This is a genomic window from Colwellia sp. MEBiC06753, assembly GCF_053470325.1.
In genome coordinates this window covers 102,759-121,094 of sequence record NZ_JBQMTM010000012.1, presented here as the reverse complement: position 1 = coordinate 121,094, position 18,336 = coordinate 102,759, and the positions used below count along the sequence as shown (strand labels likewise).

Below are 18,336 nucleotides of genomic sequence, written 5' to 3'. Positions count from 1 at the left end.
TGGAAATGGGCGGATTATCCGCCCATTTTTTTTCATTAAATTTTTTAGAAGGAATATTGCAAGCAATGTCGGCAACTTTTAATTTTTGTGCAGGCCCTGCCATGTTACCGGTTGAGGTTATGCAAAAAGCACAGGCTGAATTGATTAATTGGCAGGGCAATGGCTGTTCTGTTATGGAGCTTAGCCATCGTAGTCAAGCGTACATGGCAGTTGCCGAAAAAGCGGAGGCTAATCTTCGCCAGCTGATGCATATTCCTGATAACTATAAAGTGCTGTTTATGCATGGTGGTGGCCGAGGGCAATTTTCTGCGGTGCCATTTAATTTATTGCCTAAAGGCGCTAAAGCTGATTATGTGGTGTCTGGTTCATGGTCGAGCGCTGCGGCTAAAGAAGCGCAAAACTTTGGTGATATCAATATTATTAATGTGGTAAGTGATATTGATGGGCAAAAAACTGTTAAGCCAGTGCAAGAATGGTCTTTATCAAAAGATGCCGCTTATGTGCATTATTGTCCGAATGAAACGGTGGATGGCATTGAAATATTTGAAGTTCCTGAAACCCATGGTGTGCCATTAGTTGCTGATTTATCATCAACTATTTTATCCCGCAATATTGATGTTAGTCAGTTCGGGGTGATTTATGCTGGCGCGCAGAAAAATATAGGTCCATCCGGTTTAACGATTGTTATCGTTCGTGACGATTTATTGGGTAAGGCACGCACAACTACGCCGTCTGTACTTAATTATCAATTAGCGGCAACCAATGGCTCAATGTATAACACACCACCAACTTTTGCTTGGTATTTAGCTGGTTTAGTCTTTGAATGGCTATTGGACAAGGGCGGTGTCGAAGCTGTTCAGCAAATTAATAAAGCAAAAGCAGAAACATTGTATCAATGTATCGACAATAGTGAGTTTTATACCAATAGCATTGATAAAAATAATCGCTCATTAATGAACGTACCATTTTGGCTAGCTGATGACTCACTTAACGCTGAATTTTTGGCAGAAGCAGAACAGGCAGGCTTATTAGCATTAGAGGGCCACCGCAGTGTTGGTGGCATGCGAGCAAGTATTTACAATGCGATGCCAATTGAAGGTGTTGAAGCCCTAGTCAACTTTATGAACGCATTCGCTGAGCGTCATCAAGTTAAATAATATAAAAATTGAAGGAAGTTATTATGTCTCAACTTGATCGGAGGGTTAGCTAGAATGGAGCAGCTTACATTACAGCCAATTGCTAAAATTAATGGTGAGGTGTTTTTGCCTGGCTCAAAAAGCTTATCTAACCGTGCACTACTCATAGCAGCTTTAGCCAAAGGTACCACCAAGATTACTAATTTATTGGTGAGTGATGATATCAAGCATATGCTTAATGCATTAAAAACACTTGGCATTGATTATCAATTAAGTGACTGCGGTACTGAGTGCACAGTAGTCGGTAATAATGGTTTTTTTCATAGCGCTACACCATTAGAGCTTTATTTAGGTAATGCTGGTACGGCAATGCGTCCGCTTTGTGCAGCATTAGCCGCCAGTAACGGTGAATTTATTCTAACTGGTGAGCCGAGAATGAAAGAGCGGCCAATAGGCCACTTAGTTGATGCGCTTAATCAGCTCAATGCAGACATCGAATACTTAGAAAATACCGACTATCCGCCAGTAAAAATTCATGGTAAAGCGTTAACGGGCAATACGGTAACCATTGATGGCTCTATTTCCAGCCAGTTTTTAACTGCAATTTTGATGGTCGCCCCATTATTAACAACAGATACTGAAATTAAAATTGATGGTGAGCTGGTTTCTAAACCTTACATTGATATCACACTCGATATTATGAAGCGTTTTGGGGTCACCGTTGAAAATAATAATTACCAATCGTTTTTGGTTAAAGGTAATCAAAGCTATCAAGCCGTTGAGCGTTATATGGTTGAAGGCGACGCTTCTTCAGCATCCTATTTTCTAGCTGCTGGCGCCATTAAAGGTGGTGAAGTTACTGTACATGGTGTTGGCAAGTTAAGTGTGCAAGGTGACAAGCATTTTGCAGATGTTTTAGAGAAAATGGGCGCAGAGGTCATTTGGCATGACGAGTCGATTACGGTTAAAGGTCAGCCTCTTACCGCAGTAGATATGGATATGAACCATATTCCTGATGCTGCAATGACGATAGCAACCACAGCATTGTTTGCTAAAGGTACCACCGTTATTCGAAATATCTATAACTGGCGAGTAAAAGAAACGGATCGTTTAACAGCAATGGCAACTGAGCTTCGAAAAGTAGGTGCAGAAGTTATTGAAGGTGAAGATTATATTTCAGTGACACCGCCAACTTCGTTAACCCATGCAGAAATCGATACTTACAATGATCATCGCGTTGCTATGTGTTTTTCGTTGGTGGCATTAAGCGACACGCCAGTGACTATTAACGATCCAAAATGTACGGCAAAAACCTTCCCAGACTATTTTGAAAAGTTAGCACAAGTTTCTTGTTAGTCTTTTTTAAGTAGCCCTTTTGGGTTAGCGCTTCTTAGTTAGCCTCTCATAGCAAATTGTAAGGGGCTAACTAACCTCAAGTTTTCATAAGAAATTGTGCTAAATCAATAAACTCAATCAATTATAGAGATTTTAATTTCTAGCTGGGATTTTTTTGGCTAAATTCAAGCTATGTTGCTGCGGGCATAGCGGGCTAATTCACAGCTTTAAAACGTAGAGGTTAGTAAAAATCATGGCTAGAATCGCATTGCTTGTGTAGTGCTGAGCTTTGCTAACTTTACAAATAAATTTTTACGCGATTTTGACGGTTAAATCTCGTATAATGCCGCCAATTTTCGACTTTAGGAGAGAAAAGCATGCGGGAAAATACCCCAGTCATCACTATTGATGGACCTAGTGGTGCAGGTAAAGGTACTGTGTCGCGTATTGTTGCAGAGCAGTTAGGCTGGCAACTTCTCGATAGCGGTGCAATTTACCGTGTATTGGCTTTAGCATTAATTCATCACAATATTGAAGTCAGTGAAGAAGAACCATTAATTCCTATTGCCGCGCATTTAGATGTTCAATTTGATATCGGTGCAGATGGTGACAGCAAAGTTATTTTAGAAGGCGAAAACGTTTCTAATAGTATACGCACAGAAGAAGTGGGCGCATTAGCGTCGAAGGTAGCAGCCTTTCCGCGGGTTCGTGAAGCGTTATTAAGACGTCAACGCGCATTTAAAGTGGAACCAGGATTAGTTGCTGACGGTCGAGATATGGGCACGGTGGTATTTAAAGACGCACCAGTCAAAGTGTTTCTTACTGCGTCTGCTGAAGAAAGAGCTGAACGTCGATTTAATCAGTTGAAAGAAAAGGGCTTTGATGTTAAAATCGGGCGCCTTTTGGATGACATCCGTCAACGTGACGAGCGTGATCAGAACAGAAAAGTTGCGCCATTAGTGCCAGCTGAAGGGGCGTTAATTATTGATTCTACTGAACTTTCTATACAGGAAGTGGTAGGTAAAATTCTTTCATTTACGAATGAAAAATTAACACAATCTGAAGATATTTAACCTTAGGTAAGGATACATAAGGTATTTTTAACAACCCCATGAAACATGAATGTTGATTGGATTATCAAATAGAGTTTATACACAGGTATGACTGAAAATTTTGCACAACTTTTTGAAGAAAGTTTAAAAGAGATCGAAACGCGCCCAGGTTCAATTATCAAGGGTACTGTTGTAAAAATCGAAAAAGACAACGTTATTGTTGACGCTGGTCTTAAGTCTGAGTCAGTAATTTCTATTGACCAATTCAAAAACTCTGCTGGTGAAGTAGAAATTGAAGTAGGTTCAGAAGTTGACGTAGCTTTAGATGCAACAGACGACGGTTTCGGTGAAACTGTACTTTCTCGCGAAAAAGCAAAACGCCATGAAGCTTGGCAAGTGCTTGAAAAAGCGTACGAAGAAAAAGAAACTGTTATCGGTGTTATCAACGGTAAAGTTAAAGGCGGCTTCACTGTTGAAGTTAGCAATATTCGTGCATTCTTACCAGGTTCTTTAGTAGATGTTCGTCCAGTACGTGACACTGCTCACCTTGAAGGCAAAGATTTAGAATTCAAAGTTATTAAGCTTGATCAGAAGCGTAATAACGTTGTTGTTTCTCGTCGCGCTGTTATTGAATCAGAAAGCAGCGTAGAACGTGATGAATTATTAGAATCATTACAAGAAGGTCAAGAAGTTAAGGGTATCGTTAAGAACTTAACTGATTACGGTGCTTTCGTTGATTTAGGCGGCATCGATGGTCTTCTTCACATCACTGACATGGCTTGGAAACGCGTTAAGCACCCAAGTGAAATCGTAAACGTTGGTGACGAGATTCAAGTTAAAGTACTTAAGTTCGACCGCGATCGCACGCGTGTTTCATTAGGTATGAAGCAATTAGGCGAAGATCCATGGGTAGCTATTGCTAACCGTTACCCAGAAGGTTCTAAACTTTCTGGTCGCGTAACTAACTTAACAGACTACGGTTGTTTCGTTGAAATCCAAGAAGGCGTTGAAGGCTTAGTTCACGTTTCTGAAATGGATTGGACTAACAAAAACATCCACCCATCTAAAGTTGTTAACTTAGGTGATACTGTTGAAGTATTAGTATTAGAAATTGATGAAGAACGTCGTCGTATTTCTTTAGGTCTTAAGCAATGCGTTCCAAATCCTTGGGAAGAGTTTGCTAAGAACTTCAACAAAGGTGACAAAGTTTCTGGTAAGATCAAGTCAATCACTGACTTCGGTATCTTCATCGGTCTTGACGGTGGCATCGACGGTTTAGTTCACTTATCTGACATTTCATGGAATGGCGGCGAAGAAGCTGTTCGTGAATACAAGAAAGGTGATGAAATCCACGCTGTTGTACTTCAAGTTGACCCAGAGCGCGAGCGCATCTCTTTAGGTGTTAAGCAAGCGGAAGACGATCCTTTCAATATGTATCTGACAGATAACAAAAAAGGTGCTATTGTAAAAGGTAAAGTAGTAGAAGTTGACGCTAAAGGCGCTAAAATTGAATTAGCTGAAGGTGTTGAAGGCTACTTACGTGTTTCTGACATTTCTCGTGAGCGCATCGAAGATGCAACTACAGAATTAACTGTAGGCGACGAAGTTGAAACTAAGTTCATGGGTGTAGATCGTAAGAACCGCACAATTAGCTTATCTATCAAAGCGAAAGATCAAGCTGAAGAGCGTCAAGCGATGGACAACTTGAACCAAGCAGACGATGCTGGTTTCACTAACGCAATGGCTGAAGCATTCAAAAACGCTAAAGGTTAATTCTTTAGGGCTTAAGGAGAGGAGATAAGCTTATCTCCTCAATGTAAATTTGCATGAGCGTGAGGCTCAATGAAACTGGAGTGTCTAATGACCAAATCCGAACTCATTGAAAAGTTAGCAGAAAAGTTAATTCATATTCCTGCTAAAGATGTTGAATCAGCTATCAAGGAAATCCTTGAAATGATGGCGCAATCTTTGTCAAAAGGAGAGCGTATCGAAATTAGAGGTTTCGGTAGTTTTTCTCTACATTATCGTGCTCCACGTACTGGCCGTAACCCTAAAACAGGTGACGCGGTTGAGTTAACTGGCAAATATGTACCACATTTTAAGCCTGGCAAAGAATTACGTGAGCGAGTGAATAATTCAATTGCGTAGTTGCGAAAGAACTATAAAAACGGCATGCTTTAGCATGCCGTTTTTTTTCATTTAAATTAACTGGGACGAGCTTTGAAACTATATTTTCTATTTTTTGTCATGTTGATTTTGTTATTGGTAGCCTTTGTGTTTGGTAGTCAAAATGAACAAATGATCACACTTAACTATTTAATTGCTAAAAAAGATCTACCGGTTGCCACTGCCGTTAGCATATTTACTATGCTGGGCTTTGTCATTGGTATTCTATTTATGTTGGTCATAAGGTTACTTAAACCGTTAAAGCGTAAAAGTGACAAAGGTTAAATAACCCATGTTAGAGCTGTTGTTTCTATTATTGCCGGTAGCGATGGGATATGGCTGGTTTATGGGGCGTAATAGCATAAAGCAAAAGCGCCAATCAGCGGCACAAGATTTATCGATTAAATATTCTACAGGCTTAAATTACCTGTTGTCGAATCAACAAGATAAAGCGATCGATTATCTACTCGAAGCCTTAAAAGTTGAAGACGACACCGTAGAAGCACACTTTGCCATGGCAAATTTGTTTCGCAAGCGTGGTGAACTCGATAGAGCGTTAAAAGTACATGAACACTTAGTACGCCACGGTAACCTGCCAACGAAAGCACAACAACAAGCCGTATTTGAGTTAGCTAAAGATTTTCTTACTGCAGGGCTTTATGATCGTGCAGAACATATGTTCCATAAGTTATTAAAATCTAAAGTATATCAGCAAAAATCACTTACTTATTTAATGCAAATATACCAATCGACCAAGGATTGGCAGCAAGGTATTGCGTTAAGAAAAGTTATTGTAAAATTAAATGACAAACAACTATTACATAGTTTAGCGAATTTTTATTGTGAAAAAGCCTTGATTGCTCAGCAGCAAGGAAAATTTATTGATGTCGTAGAACTATTAGATCAAGCGCTAGTATGCGACCCGAAATCATGTCGAGCGAATTGGCATTTAGCTGGCATTTATGAAGAACATGAACAATACGAGCAAGCTGCAAAATGCTATCAAGCAATTTACAAGCAAGACAAAGAGTTTTTCCCTGATGTGATTGAACAAATGCATCAATGTTACAAAAAACTTGGTGAAGAAGCTGAGTTCTACCGCTTCATTAAACAAGTGTATGATGAAACTGGCAGCACCAGCACATTAATCAAGTATTTAGAATTTATGACGGAAAAGTATGGTGAACAAAAAGCCGTTGAGTTTTTATTAGCAGGGTTAAAGCGTCGTCCAACCATTAAAGGCTTTAAGCACTTCGTTAAGTTGCAGTTATCAGATACCTTACCTGATAATCAAAAAATTAGTTTAGATGCAATAAAAGAGCTCATTACAGCCTATATCGATATGCGCCCTAGATATAGTTGTCGTACTTGTGGTTTTAATAGTAGTACCCATTACTGGTCTTGTCCGTCTTGCCATGATTGGGAACAACTTAAGCCTGTAAGAGGGCTTGAAGGAGAGTAGCAAATACTTGCTAAACTCAATAATTAGTTTCAAAAAGCGGTATTGATAAATTTACTTGGTAATAAAGTCGAATTTTTCATTGAGCAAGGTAAAATAGCCGACAAATTTTTTTAAAAGGTTTTCTATGAACAATTCAAAAGTGGTTGTTGCGTTAGATTTTGATAATCAGACAGAAGCATTAACATTTGTTGATAAAATTGATCCAAATGAATGTCGCCTTAAAATAGGCAAAGAAATGTTCACCTATTTTGGCCCAGGTTTTGTTCGCGAATTAGTGAACAAAGGGTTTGATGTATTTCTTGATTTAAAATTTCATGATATTCCAAATACTGTGGCTAAAGCAGTAACTGCAGCGGCAGAACTTGGTGTTTGGATGGTTAATGTTCATGCTTCTGGTGGCACCAAAATGATGGAAAAAGCTAAAGAAGCTTTGATCCCATTTGGTGATAAAGCGCCATTACTGATAGGGGTTACTGTTTTAACCAGCATGGGTGAAGAAGACTTAGCAGGAATAGGTATTAATAAAAAGCCAGCTGAACATGTCAATAGTTTGGCAACGTTAGCACAAAATGCAGGTTTAGACGGCGTAGTGTGCTCGGCTTGGGAAGCTGAATCTTTAAAAGATACTTTTGGCGATGACTTTCTATTAGTAACGCCAGGCATTCGCCCAGCAGGAGCAACCAGTGACGATCAAAAACGAATTATGACCCCTGAGCAAGCGGTTGCAGCAGGTGTTGATTATTTAGTGATTGGTCGACCAATTACTCAATCTGAAGACCCACACCTAACTTTACAACAGATCAATCACTCGATTAGCTAACTCTGCATTTTTGACAAGTTAGAAAAAACCGACTAATTATTAAAGCAGTCATAGTATATGACTGCTTTTTTTATGGAATGTAAATTTAAAAGGACTGAAAAATGAAACTAACCACACTTGCCATGTCTGGCGTATTAGCTATTGCGTCACTTTCTACCTCAACATCAGTAGTACTCGCTAAAGATATCGCGGATAAAATCGTTGATATTGCGCCTCAAACCTCTATGCAAATAGATTCCCCGATTAATATTAATCAAGCCAGTGTTGAACAGCTGGTTAGATTAAAAGGGATTGGTTTAAAAAAAGCGCAAGCTATTGTTGAGTTCAGAGAAGCAAATGGTGCATTTAATAGTGTTGATGATTTAACTAATGTTAAGGGAATTGGTGAAAAAATAGTGATTGAAAACAGGGAAATGTTATCGATCTAATATTGACTAACTTAAGCCAAATCAACGCTATAAAAAAGCCAGTGAAATTCACTGGCTTTTTTAATATTTTTTTAGCTATGTTTGACTTAGCATTGCTATGCCCTAAAGTTCAGGCTTAAATGGCCCTGATTGGCTGGCATTACTTGCAGCTGTTCGCAACGCTTGCTTCTCAGATTTAGCGTGCGATGTGCGAGCTTCTGGTGCCATAAAATCCGTAGGAATTGCGCCATTGGCATTAAATGCTTTCGGCTTAGTCATAGGTGCACTAGCGTTGCCTTTATGAATGGCAGGTGCAACTTTCACTTTAGCCTTTTTAGTGCTGACAGCTTTTGGTGCATTAGCTACTTCGATGCTAGGCTCTACTATTGAACCTTCCGTAGTTTCTGAAGTTACTACTTGAGGCTCTTCAGCTTTCTTATCACTAACTACAGCGCTTCCATTTAGAGCTGATTTTGCTACGTCTGCAACTTCTCCCGCAGGACTTTTTACATCAGGACTTTCTGCATCATTATTTTCTGAATCTGTATTTTCTACAGTCAAGCTTTCTTCAACTTTCGCTGCTTCAACATTTTCTGTAACTTCAGTTGTATTATCTACTTGCTTAGTTACTTCATTAGCAGTTGCTGTTTCAACATTCGCTTTCGCCTCTGCTGCTGCTTGAGGTTGCTCTTGCTCAATATCAGCTGCAATAGGCTCAGCTTTAGTCTGAACTCCGGTCTGAGCTTTAGGTGATTCTTGATTACTATCAACAGTAGCATCTTCAGTGCTGACTTTGCTTTCAGCCTCTGTAGCTTCAGCATTACCTGCAGCCACTTGAGCGATTGCTGCATCTTGTTGAGCCTGGTTTACTACAGTGTCTGATTCAGTAGTCTCAGGGTAGCGAGCTTCAATCGGATCTTCAGTAATTTCACTTTGGCTGTTAGCTACAACCGTTTCTGCAACAGTTTGTTCATTTGACTCATCTGACTCTGCAGAGCGTCGACGGCGTTGACCGTGAGATCTTAAATGTCTAGGTGAACGTCTACTTCTTGAGCGTTCAGATTTAGGCGCTTCGCCGTCACTAGATTCATTTGCCTCTTGAACTGCATCCTCAGAAGTCGTTTGAGGAGCTTGTTCAGCTACTTTATCTTCATCTTTTACTGCTTTACTCCGAACTGGTTTAGCAGGCGCTTTAGTTACCGCTTCAGATGCCGCTTCAATTGTTGCTTCAGTCGAAACCTCTTGGTTCGTTACTGCATTCTCATCAGTTAATCGAACTTTTTTACGGTTATTACGGCGTTGACGACGCTCAGCTACTTTTTCTTCTTTAGGCTTAGCTGGTTTTTCTTGCTCTTGCTTACGAGGCTTTTTCGCTTTTTGTTGTGGTTTAGCGTCTTTATCGTCCTTGACTACTTTAGTTTCATCTTTGGGGTTATTACGATTGTTGCGGCGCAGATTGTTGTTACGTGGTTTGCGATTTCGGTTTTGCTCTCGACGTTGATTTGGCTTTTTAGCCTGCGTTGCAGGTGCTTCATCTTCCGAACTAAATAATTTACCTAACCACGAAAACAATGAGGCAATAATGCCTTTCTCTGATGGGGTTTCACTTTTCTTAGCTACCTTAGCCGCTTTGGCTGGTGCTTGGCTTGGAGTACGCTTTGGAGCAGTCATACCTTGAATAAGCGGTTCGTCTTTTTTTACCACATCTTTATTGAATTTTGGCATTACCGCTTCTTCAACATCAGCAGGCTTAACTTTTACGTCATAGCTTGCTTCGTCAACGGTTTCATCTTGACGAACTCTTAACACTTCATAGTGTGGTGTATGCATATTAGCATTAGGAATAATTAATACTTTTACACTATGGTGTTTCTCGATATGCATGACTGAGCGACGTTTTTCATTAAGTAAATACGTCGCTACAGGCACAGGAACTTGCGCTTGAACATGGGCGGTATTTTCTTTAATCGCTTCTTCTTCCATTAAACGTAAAATTGATAACGCTAATGACTCAATACCACGAATTTGACCTGTACCATTACAGCGAGGGCAAACATTTTGACTAGTTTCGCCAATTGACGGACGTAAACGCTGACGAGACATTTCCATTAGGCCAAAGCGAGAAATACGGCCTAGCTGAATACGGGCACGATCTTGCTGAACGGCTTCACGTAAGCGATTTTCCACTTCGCGTTGATGGCGTACTGGCGTCATATCGATAAAGTCGATAACCACTAAACCACCGGCATCACGTAAACGTAGTTGACGTGCGATCTCTTCTGCTGCTTCTAGATTCGTATTAAATGCCGTTTCTTCGATATCGCCGCCTTTCGTAGCGCGGGCAGAGTTGATATCAATAGAGATCATCGCTTCGGTAGGGTCAATTACAATCGAACCACCAGAAGGTAAGCGCACCTCACGTTGGAACGCCGATTCAATTTGCGTTTCAATTTGGTAATGGGTGAATAAAGGAACGTCGTTGTTATACAACTTAACTTTGCTAGCAAAATCAGGTCTTACTAACTCGATATGCTGTTTAACGTTTTCATAAACTTTAGGACGATCAACAATAACTTCACCAATATCGCGGCGTAAATAATCACGAATTGCGCGTAAAATTAGGTTACTTTCTTGATGTATTAAGAATGGCGCAGGGCGGCTAGCAGCGGCTTCTTCAATCGCTTTCCAGTGATGAAGTAATACATTTAAATCCCACGCTAATTCTTCATAGTCTTTACCAACACCAGCAGTACGTACAATTAGGCCCATACCTTTTGGCAAGTTTAACTTGCTTAACGCAGCTTTTAATTCGGTACGCTCATCACCTTCGATACGACGAGAAATGCCGCCTGCACGCGGGTTGTTTGGCATAAGTACTAAGTAGCTACCAGCAAGGCTGATAAAAGTAGTTAACGCTGCACCTTTTTGGCCACGCTCTTCTTTATCAACTTGTACTATTACTTCTTGGCCTTCAGTTAACACATCTTTAATGTTAGGGCGGCCTTGGAATTTATAGCCTTCAGGGAAGTATTCTCTGGCGATTTCCTTCATTGGCAAGAAGCCATGACGCTCGGCACCATAGTCGACAAATGCCGCTTCTAATGAAGGTTCAATACGGGTAATTTTGGCTTTGTAGATATTTGCCTTTTTTTGCTCATGGCCAGGGCTTTCGATATCTAGATCATAAAGGCGTTGCCCATCGACCAAGGCTACACGCAATTCTTCTGATTGTGTAGCGTTGATTAACATACGTTTCATAGTTTTTGTGACTCTATAATATTAAAGCCACAGCACACTATTTGCTTAGAACACAAAGCAATCTGTCGCAATGTAAACAGCAGTTTGTCAGCCTCACGGATGTCATTCTTACTAGGCCATATTACCTAGCAAGCTGTTAATCTTTCTGATTGTCGTATCACGAGATACTTATTATCTCGTTTTATTAATTCTTTATGTGCTCAGCTAGCGCGCTGTGCTTAAATTATCTGGCAGTTTTATATTGCTTTTATCGCTTCAATGTTCATTTATTGAAAAAACTGCCAGCTTTATTTGTAAATTGCACTTTATTCGCTGGACAAAATGTTTATGTATATAAGTGGCAGGGTACTCGCGCCAATGTTTACAACGGGCCTGTCAGTTAATGTGTCTATTTATGCACAATAAAGTAGCCTCATTTTGCCTCTTACCATCTCAGTAAGTGCATCCATTTTTGTTATAAACAACTAGGGTTGGATATAACCGAGCTATTATCCCACTATATTGTTGCTTAACGCAATCAATTAGCTGTTTATTTTAGCTAAAAATAAAAATATTTATGGTAGACTGCGCGCATGAACCAAGATACTAAACCAGAAAACAAGCCTAAAGTCCGTTTTTATACGGTAGAGGCCGATGATAGCGGTCAGCGCATCGATAATTATTTACTTAAAACTCTTAAAGGCGTGCCGAAAAGTATGATTTATCGGCTGTTGCGTAAGGGCGAAATTCGTGTAAATAAAAAACGCATTAAACCAGAATATAAAATTCAAGATGGTGATGAAATTCGAGTAGCGCCTATTCGTATTTCTGAAAAGCCTAATACGGTGTCAACCCAGCTAAATATTGTCGCAAACCTTGAGTCTCAAATTTTATATGAAGATGAAGTACTGTTGGTAATCAATAAACCAGCGGGCATGGCTGTGCACGGTGGTAGTGGATTAACTTTTGGTGTAATTGAAGCGCTAAGGGCGCTTAGGCCACAAACAAAAATGCTGGAGTTAGTGCATCGTTTAGATAGAGATACATCTGGCTGTTTAGTGGTTGCTAAAAAGCGCTCAGCGCTGCGCAACTTACATGAACAATTACGCCATAAAAATGTGCAAAAATACTATCATGCGTTAGTCAAAGGCCGTTGGTCTCCAAAGCTGACTAAAGTCACTGAAGCATTAAAGAAGAACGACCTTAAATCCGGTGAGCGTGTAGTTATTGTTGATAATATCAATGGTAAAGAGTCAGAAACGCGCTATAAAGTGATTCAGCATTATGATGGTTGTACATTAGTACGCGCTTTTCCAGTGACAGGACGTACGCACCAAATTCGCGTGCATTGTCAAACTAAAGGCCATCCGATTGCCTGTGACCCCAAATATGGTAATGAGGAGTTTGATCGCAGTATGAACGACAAAGGCCTTAAACGTTTATTTTTACATGCTGCCAGTATCGAGTTTACTCATCCGCGAACTGAAAAACGCCTTAAAGTTGAAGCGCCGTTAGATCAAGCATTAGCTAATGCGTTAAAGCAGTTGACTGTGTCAAAACATGGATAACTACAAACTTTATATTTTTGATTGGGATGGTACCTTGATGGACTCTATTGGCCGCATCGTATCATCACTTCAATTTGCTGCGGTTGAAATAGGTTTAGCTCCGCCAACAGAGCAGGCGGCTAAAAGTATTATTGGCTTAAGTTTATCAGTTGCTATAGAGCAGCTTTATCCAACGCTTTCCGAACAGCAACAACTGGCCTTCATTGCTGCCTATAAACAACAGTTTCTATTTGATAACAAAGTTCCCGCACCTTTGTTTAGCCATAGTGTAGAAATGCTGGCCCAGCTAAAACAGCAAAATAAATTATTGGCGGTGGCAACGGGCAAAGCCCGAGCTGGATTAAATGCCATGTTAGCGCAAACTAATACTGGGGCTTTATTTGATATGACGATTTGCGCCGATGAGTCCGCATCTAAACCAAACCCTGAGATGCTTGAAACATTAATGCTATCGTTATCGGTAAACAGCCACGAAGCAATAATGATTGGCGATTCAATACATGACTTGTCTATGGCAAATAATGCTGGAATTGATGCCATTGGCGTGACCATGGGCGCGGACGATAAACAGCGCTTACTCGCCTATCAGCCCAAAGCTATCGCTGAATCAATGTTGCACTTAAAACAGCTAGTAACTGGTGATTTCCCTGCTTAATAAGTATTAGTAGTTAAGAATTTCTGCTATTGGCTTTGCGCACTAAGTACATCTAAGCCAAAAGCTGATAACAAATTAGCAAGCTGAATAAGCGGTAAACCAATTAAGCTATTTGGATCATCACCATCAAGCTTTTCAAACAAGCAAATCCCTAAGCCTTCACATTTAAAGCTGCCAGCACAGTTAAGCGGCATTTCAGCAGTAACATATTGCTCAATTGCTTTGTCAGTTAACGGCTTAAAATGCACAGAAAATGGTTCAACAATGGTTTGGTGAGTATTGTTGGTTGAGTCAAACACACAAAGCCCTGTTAGAAAGTCCACTTGCTGGCCGCTGAATGCTTTAAGCTGTTTGACTGCATTTTCTACCGTATGCGGCTTACCCAATATTTTACCTTGATGTACAGCAACTTGATCTGAACCGATAACCAAAGTATTAGGCGTGCTTCTGGCAACATAATGAGCTTTTTCAAAGGCTAATCGTTTAACTAACTCAGGTGCTGATTCATTTGCTAACGGTGTTTCGTCAATATCTGGTTTAGCACAATCAAAAGCTAGGTTGAATTTTTCTAATAGTGATTTTCGGTATGGAGAAGTAGAGGCTAGGACTAATTTTTTCATGGTTCATGTTCAATGTCGTTCATTAATTGCTACTTTATATTGTAATGAATCTAGATTTTTAAACAAAAAAGGTTAAATTTCTTTTGACACATGCGGGCATCAGCATTATTATGCGCGCCTTATGCAGAACCTTAAGCTTCCAATAACCATAGATCCTTATAAAAGTGCTCAACGTAGACTTGAGTGCCAAGGTATCTTTAAGTTGTCGGAAATGAGTCGATTGCTTGAGGCGTGCGAAAGTACTGCTGAGCATATCGAAGTAAGTTTTCAGTTTGATGTGGATGAACTGCGTTTGGTAGTAATATCAGGCAAGGGGTCGGCATCAGTAGGATTAATCTGCCAACGCTGTAATCAAGTGTTTGAGCATGAACTGGAAATTAATTTTCAGTTTAGTCCGGTAAAAAGCGCTGAAGGTGCTGCAGATTTGCCGTCATATTATGACGCAATCGAATTAGATGAAAATGGTGAAGTTAACTTGCGAGAGTTAGTGGAAGACGAGTTGTTACTTGCTATTCCATTAATTCCTAGGCATGAACTTAATGACTGTGATGCTGATGCTGACAGTACATGGGGTGAATTGCCAGAAGAGCTTGATAAGCCAAATCCATTTGACGTATTGAAACAACTCAAGTAGTTATATTTTAGTTAGCAACCGATTTTAGGAGTTAGGCTATGGCAGTTCAAAAGAGCAAAAAGTCTCGTGCAAGACGTGGCATGCGCCGTTCACACGACGCTTTAACAGCAGAAAATTTATCAGTAGATCCAGTATCTGGTGAAACTCACCGTCGTCACCACGTAACGGCTGACGGTTTTTACAAAGGTGTTAAAGTAATCGCTAAATAGTCAACAGACTAGCGATAAACAACTTTGAATAGTCTAACCATAGCGTTAGATGTTATGGGGGGCGATAAAGGCCCCCTTATAACGATCCCCTCAGCAATAATGGCGGTAAATAATTTACCCTCGTTAACGCTGCTCTTGTGTGGTGATAAAACTTCCATAGAAGAGCACCTCAAACGACACCAAGCGTTAAATCATCCAAATTTAATAATCCATCATACAAGCCAAGTCGTTACTATGTGCGAAAAGCCATCAGTGGCTATGCGTGTAAAGAAAGACTCCTCATTGAGAAAAGCAATAGACCTTGTTGAACAAGGAATTGCAGACGCCTGTGTGAGTGCAGGTAATACAGGGGCTTTATTTGCAACTGCGCACTTTGTATTAAAAACCATACCTGGCGTAGAACGACCTGCATTAATTTCATCATTACCAACTCGCACCAAAGGCAAGCATGTCTATATGCTTGATTTAGGAGCCAATGTTTTTTCAGATTCAAATATTCTGTATCAATTTGGCCTTATGGGGGCGGTAATGGCCGAACAAGTCGAAGGTATTACTAGACCTAAAGTCGCATTACTTAATATGGGTGAAGAAGATATAAAAGGCTCAGATCATATTAAACTTGCAGCGGCAAAACTTGCTGAAAATGTAGATATTAATTATGTCGGGTTTGTAGAAGGCAATGATATTTTTAGCAATAAAGCCGATGTTATAGTATGTGATGGTTTTGTTGGCAATGTAGCGCTAAAAACTTGTGAAGGTGTTGCCAAATTAGTCTTTGAAAAAGTAAAAGAAGTCTTCGAAAAAAATGTAATTGCTCGATTACTTGGTCGTTTTTTAGCCCCAACGTTAAAAAAATTGCTGAAATCGCTGAACCCCGACCAGTACAACGGTGCAAGTTTGATAGGATTGCGGGGCATTGTGGTTAAGAGCCACGGCAACGCTAATGCAAAAGCATTTTACACCGCGATTTTAGAAGCGGTAAATGAAGTTGAAAGACAGGTTCCACAAAAAATAAAAGATAAATTGGAACAGGGTTTATTACAAAGGCCATAAATCATATATGTATTCAAAAATTGTAGGTACCGGTAGTTACTTTCCTGAGCAAGTAAGATCTAACGCTGATTTAGAAAAATTAGTAGATACCACAGATCAATGGATCACGGAGCGCACAGGGATTTCAGAACGTAGAATTTCATCAGAAGATGAGAATGTTGGCTTTATGGCGGCAGAAGCTGCGAAAAAAGCAATTGAAATGGCAGGTATTGATAAATCAGATATTGATATGATTATCGTAGGTACCACCAGCTCGCATGCCGATTTACCAAGTGCAGCTTGCTTTGTGCAAAAGCATTTGGATATGCCTCATATTCCTGCATTTGATATTGCTGCGGCATGTTCTGGTTTTATCTATGGACTTAGTGTCGCCGATCAATACATCAAATCAGGCATGACGAAACGCATCTTACTAATTGGTGCCGATGTATTGTCACACCTGTGTGAGCCTAATGATCGCAGCACTATTATTCTATTTGGCGATGGTGCAGGTGCGGTAATTTTAGAAGCGAGTGAAGAGTCTGGTGTTTTATCAACACATATTCATGCTGATGGTAATTATGGTGCGCTATTAGGGGCTGATTCACCAAAGCGTGGTGACAAGCTTACTGAAGAAAAAGCTTATATATATATGAAAGGCAATGAAGTGTTTAAGTTTGCGGTCTCTAAATTAAGTGAGATTGTTGAAGAAACATTAGAAGCGAATAACATGGAAAAGTCAGATATTGACTGGTTAGTGCCACATCAAGCCAACCTACGCATTATTAAGGCGACAGCTAAAAAATTAAATATGTCTATGGAACAAGTGGTTGTTACCTTAGACAAACATGGCAATACCTCTGCTGCCACTATTCCCACAGCCTTAGATGAAGCCATCCGCGATGGCCGTATTCAGCGAGGTCAAACCTTATTATTAGAAGCCTTTGGTAGTGGTTTTACCTGGGGCTCTGCGTTGATCAAGTACTAAACTTACAACGTTCTTTTATTGATAACTATTTTAGGTTAACAAAATGCAGAAAAATCTATCATTTGTTTTTCCAGGTCAGGGCTCACAAACCGTTGGTATGTTGAGCGATTTTGCTGACAATCAAATTGTACAACAGACATTTCAAGAAGCATCAGATGCTCTTGGCTATGATGTTTGGGCATTAGTAGCATCAGGCCCAGCTGAAAAACTTAATGCCACTAACTTTACTCAACCAGCATTATTAACGGCAAGTGTTGCATTATGGCGACTATTGCAAAGTGAAATACAAAGCCAGCCAGCATTTTTAGCTGGTCATAGTCTAGGCGAATATTCAGCACTCGTTTGTGCTGGCGTATTATCATTAGCCGACGCGGTAGTTTTGGTTGAAAAGCGTGGTGAAGCAATGCAAAAAGCAGTGCCGGAAGGCGTTGGCGCTATGGTTGCGGTTATTGGCCTTGCAGATGATGCTATTGTTAATGCTTGTAATGAAGCGGCACAAGAACAAGTGGTATCAGCCGTAAACTTTAACTCACCGGGTCAAGTGGTGATCGCAGGTAATGCTGAAGCGGTAGAGCGTGCAGGTAACTTATGTAAAGAAGCTGGTGCAAAACGCGTATTACCATTGCCAGTCAGCGTACCATCGCACTGTGCGTTAATGAAGCCAGCAGCTGATGAGTTAGCTGCGGAAATGGAAAGTATCACCTTTAATGCGCCGGTTATTCCAGTAGTGAATAATGTTGATGTTGCCATTGAAACAGAAGTAGATGCAATAAAATCAGCATTAATTCGCCAACTTTACAGCCCAGTTCGTTGGACTGAAACCGTCGAGTTTTTAGCAAAGCAACAAATAGAAAATTTACTGGAAGTCGGGCCGGGAAAAGTTTTACAAGGCTTAGTTAAGCGCATTGATAAATCATTAAATTGTATTGCAGTTAATGATGTCGCTAGCTTAACTAGTGCCAAAGAATTATTAAGCTAACTTATTAAAATAAATTACTAAACTAGTAGGGCGAAT

The 18,336-nt window shown here is 40.2% G+C and carries 18 protein-coding genes; 16 read left to right on the top strand and 2 right to left on the bottom strand.

Features of this window, described 5'->3' with window-relative positions:
- Window positions 1-65: 65 nt before the first annotated feature.
- The 9 genes from serC (at window position 66) to ACOB82_RS10905 (ending at window position 8,399) form a co-directional block, all read left to right on the top strand.
- Window positions 66-1,157, top strand: a complete 1,092-nt coding sequence (gene serC / locus ACOB82_RS10945; RefSeq protein WP_448213024.1) for a 3-phosphoserine/phosphohydroxythreonine transaminase — start codon at window positions 66-68, stop codon at window positions 1,155-1,157.
- A gap of 54 nt (window positions 1,158-1,211) precedes the next feature.
- Window positions 1,212-2,492, top strand: a complete 1,281-nt coding sequence (gene aroA / locus ACOB82_RS10940) for a 3-phosphoshikimate 1-carboxyvinyltransferase (RefSeq protein ID WP_448213023.1) — start codon at window positions 1,212-1,214, stop codon at window positions 2,490-2,492.
- Between the two features lie 356 nt (window positions 2,493-2,848).
- Window positions 2,849-3,544: a (d)CMP kinase gene (gene cmk, locus ACOB82_RS10935; protein WP_448213022.1), complete on the top strand. Its 696-nt coding sequence runs from the start codon at window positions 2,849-2,851 to the stop codon at window positions 3,542-3,544.
- An 87-nt stretch (window positions 3,545-3,631) separates the two neighbouring features.
- A complete protein-coding gene (gene rpsA / locus ACOB82_RS10930; RefSeq protein WP_448213021.1) occupies window positions 3,632-5,296 on the top strand; it encodes a 30S ribosomal protein S1 in 1,665 nt (554 codons plus the stop codon).
- Window positions 5,297-5,383: 87 nt separating this feature from the next.
- Window positions 5,384-5,671: an integration host factor subunit beta gene (gene ihfB / locus ACOB82_RS10925; protein WP_448213020.1), complete on the top strand. Its 288-nt coding sequence runs from the start codon at window positions 5,384-5,386 to the stop codon at window positions 5,669-5,671.
- 126 nt (window positions 5,672-5,797) lie between these two features.
- Window positions 5,798-5,974, top strand: a complete 177-nt coding sequence (locus tag ACOB82_RS10920) for a lipopolysaccharide assembly protein LapA domain-containing protein (RefSeq protein ID WP_448213019.1) — start codon at window positions 5,798-5,800, stop codon at window positions 5,972-5,974.
- A gap of 7 nt (window positions 5,975-5,981) precedes the next feature.
- Window positions 5,982-7,151: a lipopolysaccharide assembly protein LapB gene (gene lapB, locus ACOB82_RS10915; protein ID WP_448213018.1), complete on the top strand. Its 1,170-nt coding sequence runs from the start codon at window positions 5,982-5,984 to the stop codon at window positions 7,149-7,151.
- Window positions 7,152-7,275: 124 nt separating this feature from the next.
- Complete coding sequence (gene pyrF, locus ACOB82_RS10910) at window positions 7,276-7,971, top strand: orotidine-5'-phosphate decarboxylase (protein WP_448213017.1); 696 nt, start codon at window positions 7,276-7,278, stop codon at window positions 7,969-7,971.
- Between the two features lie 101 nt (window positions 7,972-8,072).
- Window positions 8,073-8,399, top strand: a complete 327-nt coding sequence (locus tag ACOB82_RS10905; RefSeq protein ID WP_448213016.1) for a ComEA family DNA-binding protein — start codon at window positions 8,073-8,075, stop codon at window positions 8,397-8,399.
- Between the two features lie 102 nt (window positions 8,400-8,501).
- On the opposite strand, the gene rne is transcribed toward ACOB82_RS10905, so the two are convergent.
- Window positions 8,502-11,636, bottom strand: coding sequence for a ribonuclease E (gene rne / locus ACOB82_RS10900; RefSeq protein ID WP_448213015.1), 3,135 nt, complete (start codon window positions 11,634-11,636; stop codon window positions 8,502-8,504).
- A gap of 572 nt (window positions 11,637-12,208) precedes the next feature.
- On the opposite strand from rne, the gene rluC reads away from it, so the two are divergent.
- Both rluC and ACOB82_RS10890 read left to right on the top strand, forming a co-directional pair.
- Window positions 12,209-13,183 carry a 23S rRNA pseudouridine(955/2504/2580) synthase RluC gene (gene rluC, locus ACOB82_RS10895; protein ID WP_448213014.1) on the top strand — a complete coding sequence of 325 codons (975 nt, stop codon included), beginning with the start codon at window positions 12,209-12,211 and terminating at the stop codon, window positions 13,181-13,183.
- Window positions 13,176-13,838 carry an HAD-IA family hydrolase gene (locus ACOB82_RS10890; RefSeq protein ID WP_448213013.1) on the top strand — a complete coding sequence of 221 codons (663 nt, stop codon included), beginning with the start codon at window positions 13,176-13,178 and terminating at the stop codon, window positions 13,836-13,838. The genes rluC and ACOB82_RS10890 overlap by 8 nt, the downstream gene beginning before the upstream one ends.
- 26 nt (window positions 13,839-13,864) lie before the next feature.
- On the opposite strand, the gene ACOB82_RS10885 is transcribed toward ACOB82_RS10890, so the two are convergent.
- On the bottom strand, window positions 13,865-14,458 hold the full coding sequence (locus ACOB82_RS10885) for a Maf family protein (protein ID WP_448213012.1): 594 nt from the start codon (window positions 14,456-14,458) through the stop codon (window positions 13,865-13,867).
- Between the two features lie 121 nt (window positions 14,459-14,579).
- Between ACOB82_RS10885 and yceD the strand changes: the two genes are divergently transcribed.
- Genes yceD through fabD form a run of 5 tightly spaced genes read left to right on the top strand, consistent with a single transcriptional unit; the run spans window position 14,580 to window position 18,300 of the window.
- The gene (gene yceD, locus ACOB82_RS10880; RefSeq protein WP_448213011.1) at window positions 14,580-15,092 is read left to right on the top strand and encodes a 23S rRNA accumulation protein YceD; all 513 of its coding nucleotides are present in this window, start codon (window positions 14,580-14,582) and stop codon (window positions 15,090-15,092) included.
- A 38-nt stretch (window positions 15,093-15,130) separates the two neighbouring features.
- Window positions 15,131-15,301 carry a 50S ribosomal protein L32 gene (rpmF, locus tag ACOB82_RS10875; RefSeq protein ID WP_169074728.1) on the top strand — a complete coding sequence of 57 codons (171 nt, stop codon included), beginning with the start codon at window positions 15,131-15,133 and terminating at the stop codon, window positions 15,299-15,301.
- A gap of 54 nt (window positions 15,302-15,355) precedes the next feature.
- The gene (plsX, locus tag ACOB82_RS10870; protein WP_448213041.1) at window positions 15,356-16,354 is read left to right on the top strand and encodes a phosphate acyltransferase PlsX; all 999 of its coding nucleotides are present in this window, start codon (window positions 15,356-15,358) and stop codon (window positions 16,352-16,354) included.
- A 7-nt stretch (window positions 16,355-16,361) separates the two neighbouring features.
- Entirely contained in the window at window positions 16,362-17,321 is a 960-nt protein-coding gene (locus ACOB82_RS10865) for a beta-ketoacyl-ACP synthase III (RefSeq protein ID WP_448213010.1), read from the top strand.
- A gap of 43 nt (window positions 17,322-17,364) precedes the next feature.
- A complete protein-coding gene (gene fabD / locus ACOB82_RS10860) occupies window positions 17,365-18,300 on the top strand; it encodes an ACP S-malonyltransferase (RefSeq protein ID WP_448213009.1) in 936 nt (311 codons plus the stop codon).
- Window positions 18,301-18,336: the final 36 nt, after the last annotated feature.

Excerpts from the sequence above, each read along its gene's own strand:
- ACOB82_RS10890 (WP_448213013.1), top strand. The coding sequence starts at position 13,176 with ATGGATAACTACAAACTTTATATTTTTGATTGGGATGGTACCTTGATG.
- rpsA (WP_448213021.1), top strand. The coding sequence starts at position 3,632 with ATGACTGAAAATTTTGCACAACTTTTTGAAGAAAGTTTAAAAGAGATC.
- ACOB82_RS10865 (WP_448213010.1), top strand. The coding sequence starts at position 16,362 with ATGTATTCAAAAATTGTAGGTACCGGTAGTTACTTTCCTGAGCAAGTA.
- plsX (WP_448213041.1), top strand. The coding sequence starts at position 15,356 with ATGGGGGGCGATAAAGGCCCCCTTATAACGATCCCCTCAGCAATAATG.
- lapB (WP_448213018.1), top strand. The coding sequence starts at position 5,982 with ATGTTAGAGCTGTTGTTTCTATTATTGCCGGTAGCGATGGGATATGGC.
- yceD (WP_448213011.1), top strand. The coding sequence starts at position 14,580 with ATGCAGAACCTTAAGCTTCCAATAACCATAGATCCTTATAAAAGTGCT.
- aroA (WP_448213023.1), top strand. The coding sequence starts at position 1,212 with ATGGAGCAGCTTACATTACAGCCAATTGCTAAAATTAATGGTGAGGTG.
- ACOB82_RS10905 (WP_448213016.1), top strand. The coding sequence starts at position 8,073 with ATGAAACTAACCACACTTGCCATGTCTGGCGTATTAGCTATTGCGTCA.
- pyrF (WP_448213017.1), top strand. The coding sequence starts at position 7,276 with ATGAACAATTCAAAAGTGGTTGTTGCGTTAGATTTTGATAATCAGACA.
- rluC (WP_448213014.1), top strand. The coding sequence starts at position 12,209 with ATGAACCAAGATACTAAACCAGAAAACAAGCCTAAAGTCCGTTTTTAT.
- serC (WP_448213024.1), top strand. The coding sequence starts at position 66 with ATGTCGGCAACTTTTAATTTTTGTGCAGGCCCTGCCATGTTACCGGTT.
- rne (WP_448213015.1), bottom strand. The coding sequence starts at position 11,636 with ATGAAACGTATGTTAATCAACGCTACACAATCAGAAGAATTGCGTGTA.
- rpmF (WP_169074728.1), top strand. The coding sequence starts at position 15,131 with ATGGCAGTTCAAAAGAGCAAAAAGTCTCGTGCAAGACGTGGCATGCGC.
- cmk (WP_448213022.1), top strand. The coding sequence starts at position 2,849 with ATGCGGGAAAATACCCCAGTCATCACTATTGATGGACCTAGTGGTGCA.
- ihfB (WP_448213020.1), top strand. The coding sequence starts at position 5,384 with ATGACCAAATCCGAACTCATTGAAAAGTTAGCAGAAAAGTTAATTCAT.
- fabD (WP_448213009.1), top strand. The coding sequence starts at position 17,365 with ATGCAGAAAAATCTATCATTTGTTTTTCCAGGTCAGGGCTCACAAACC.
- ACOB82_RS10885 (WP_448213012.1), bottom strand. The coding sequence starts at position 14,458 with ATGAAAAAATTAGTCCTAGCCTCTACTTCTCCATACCGAAAATCACTA.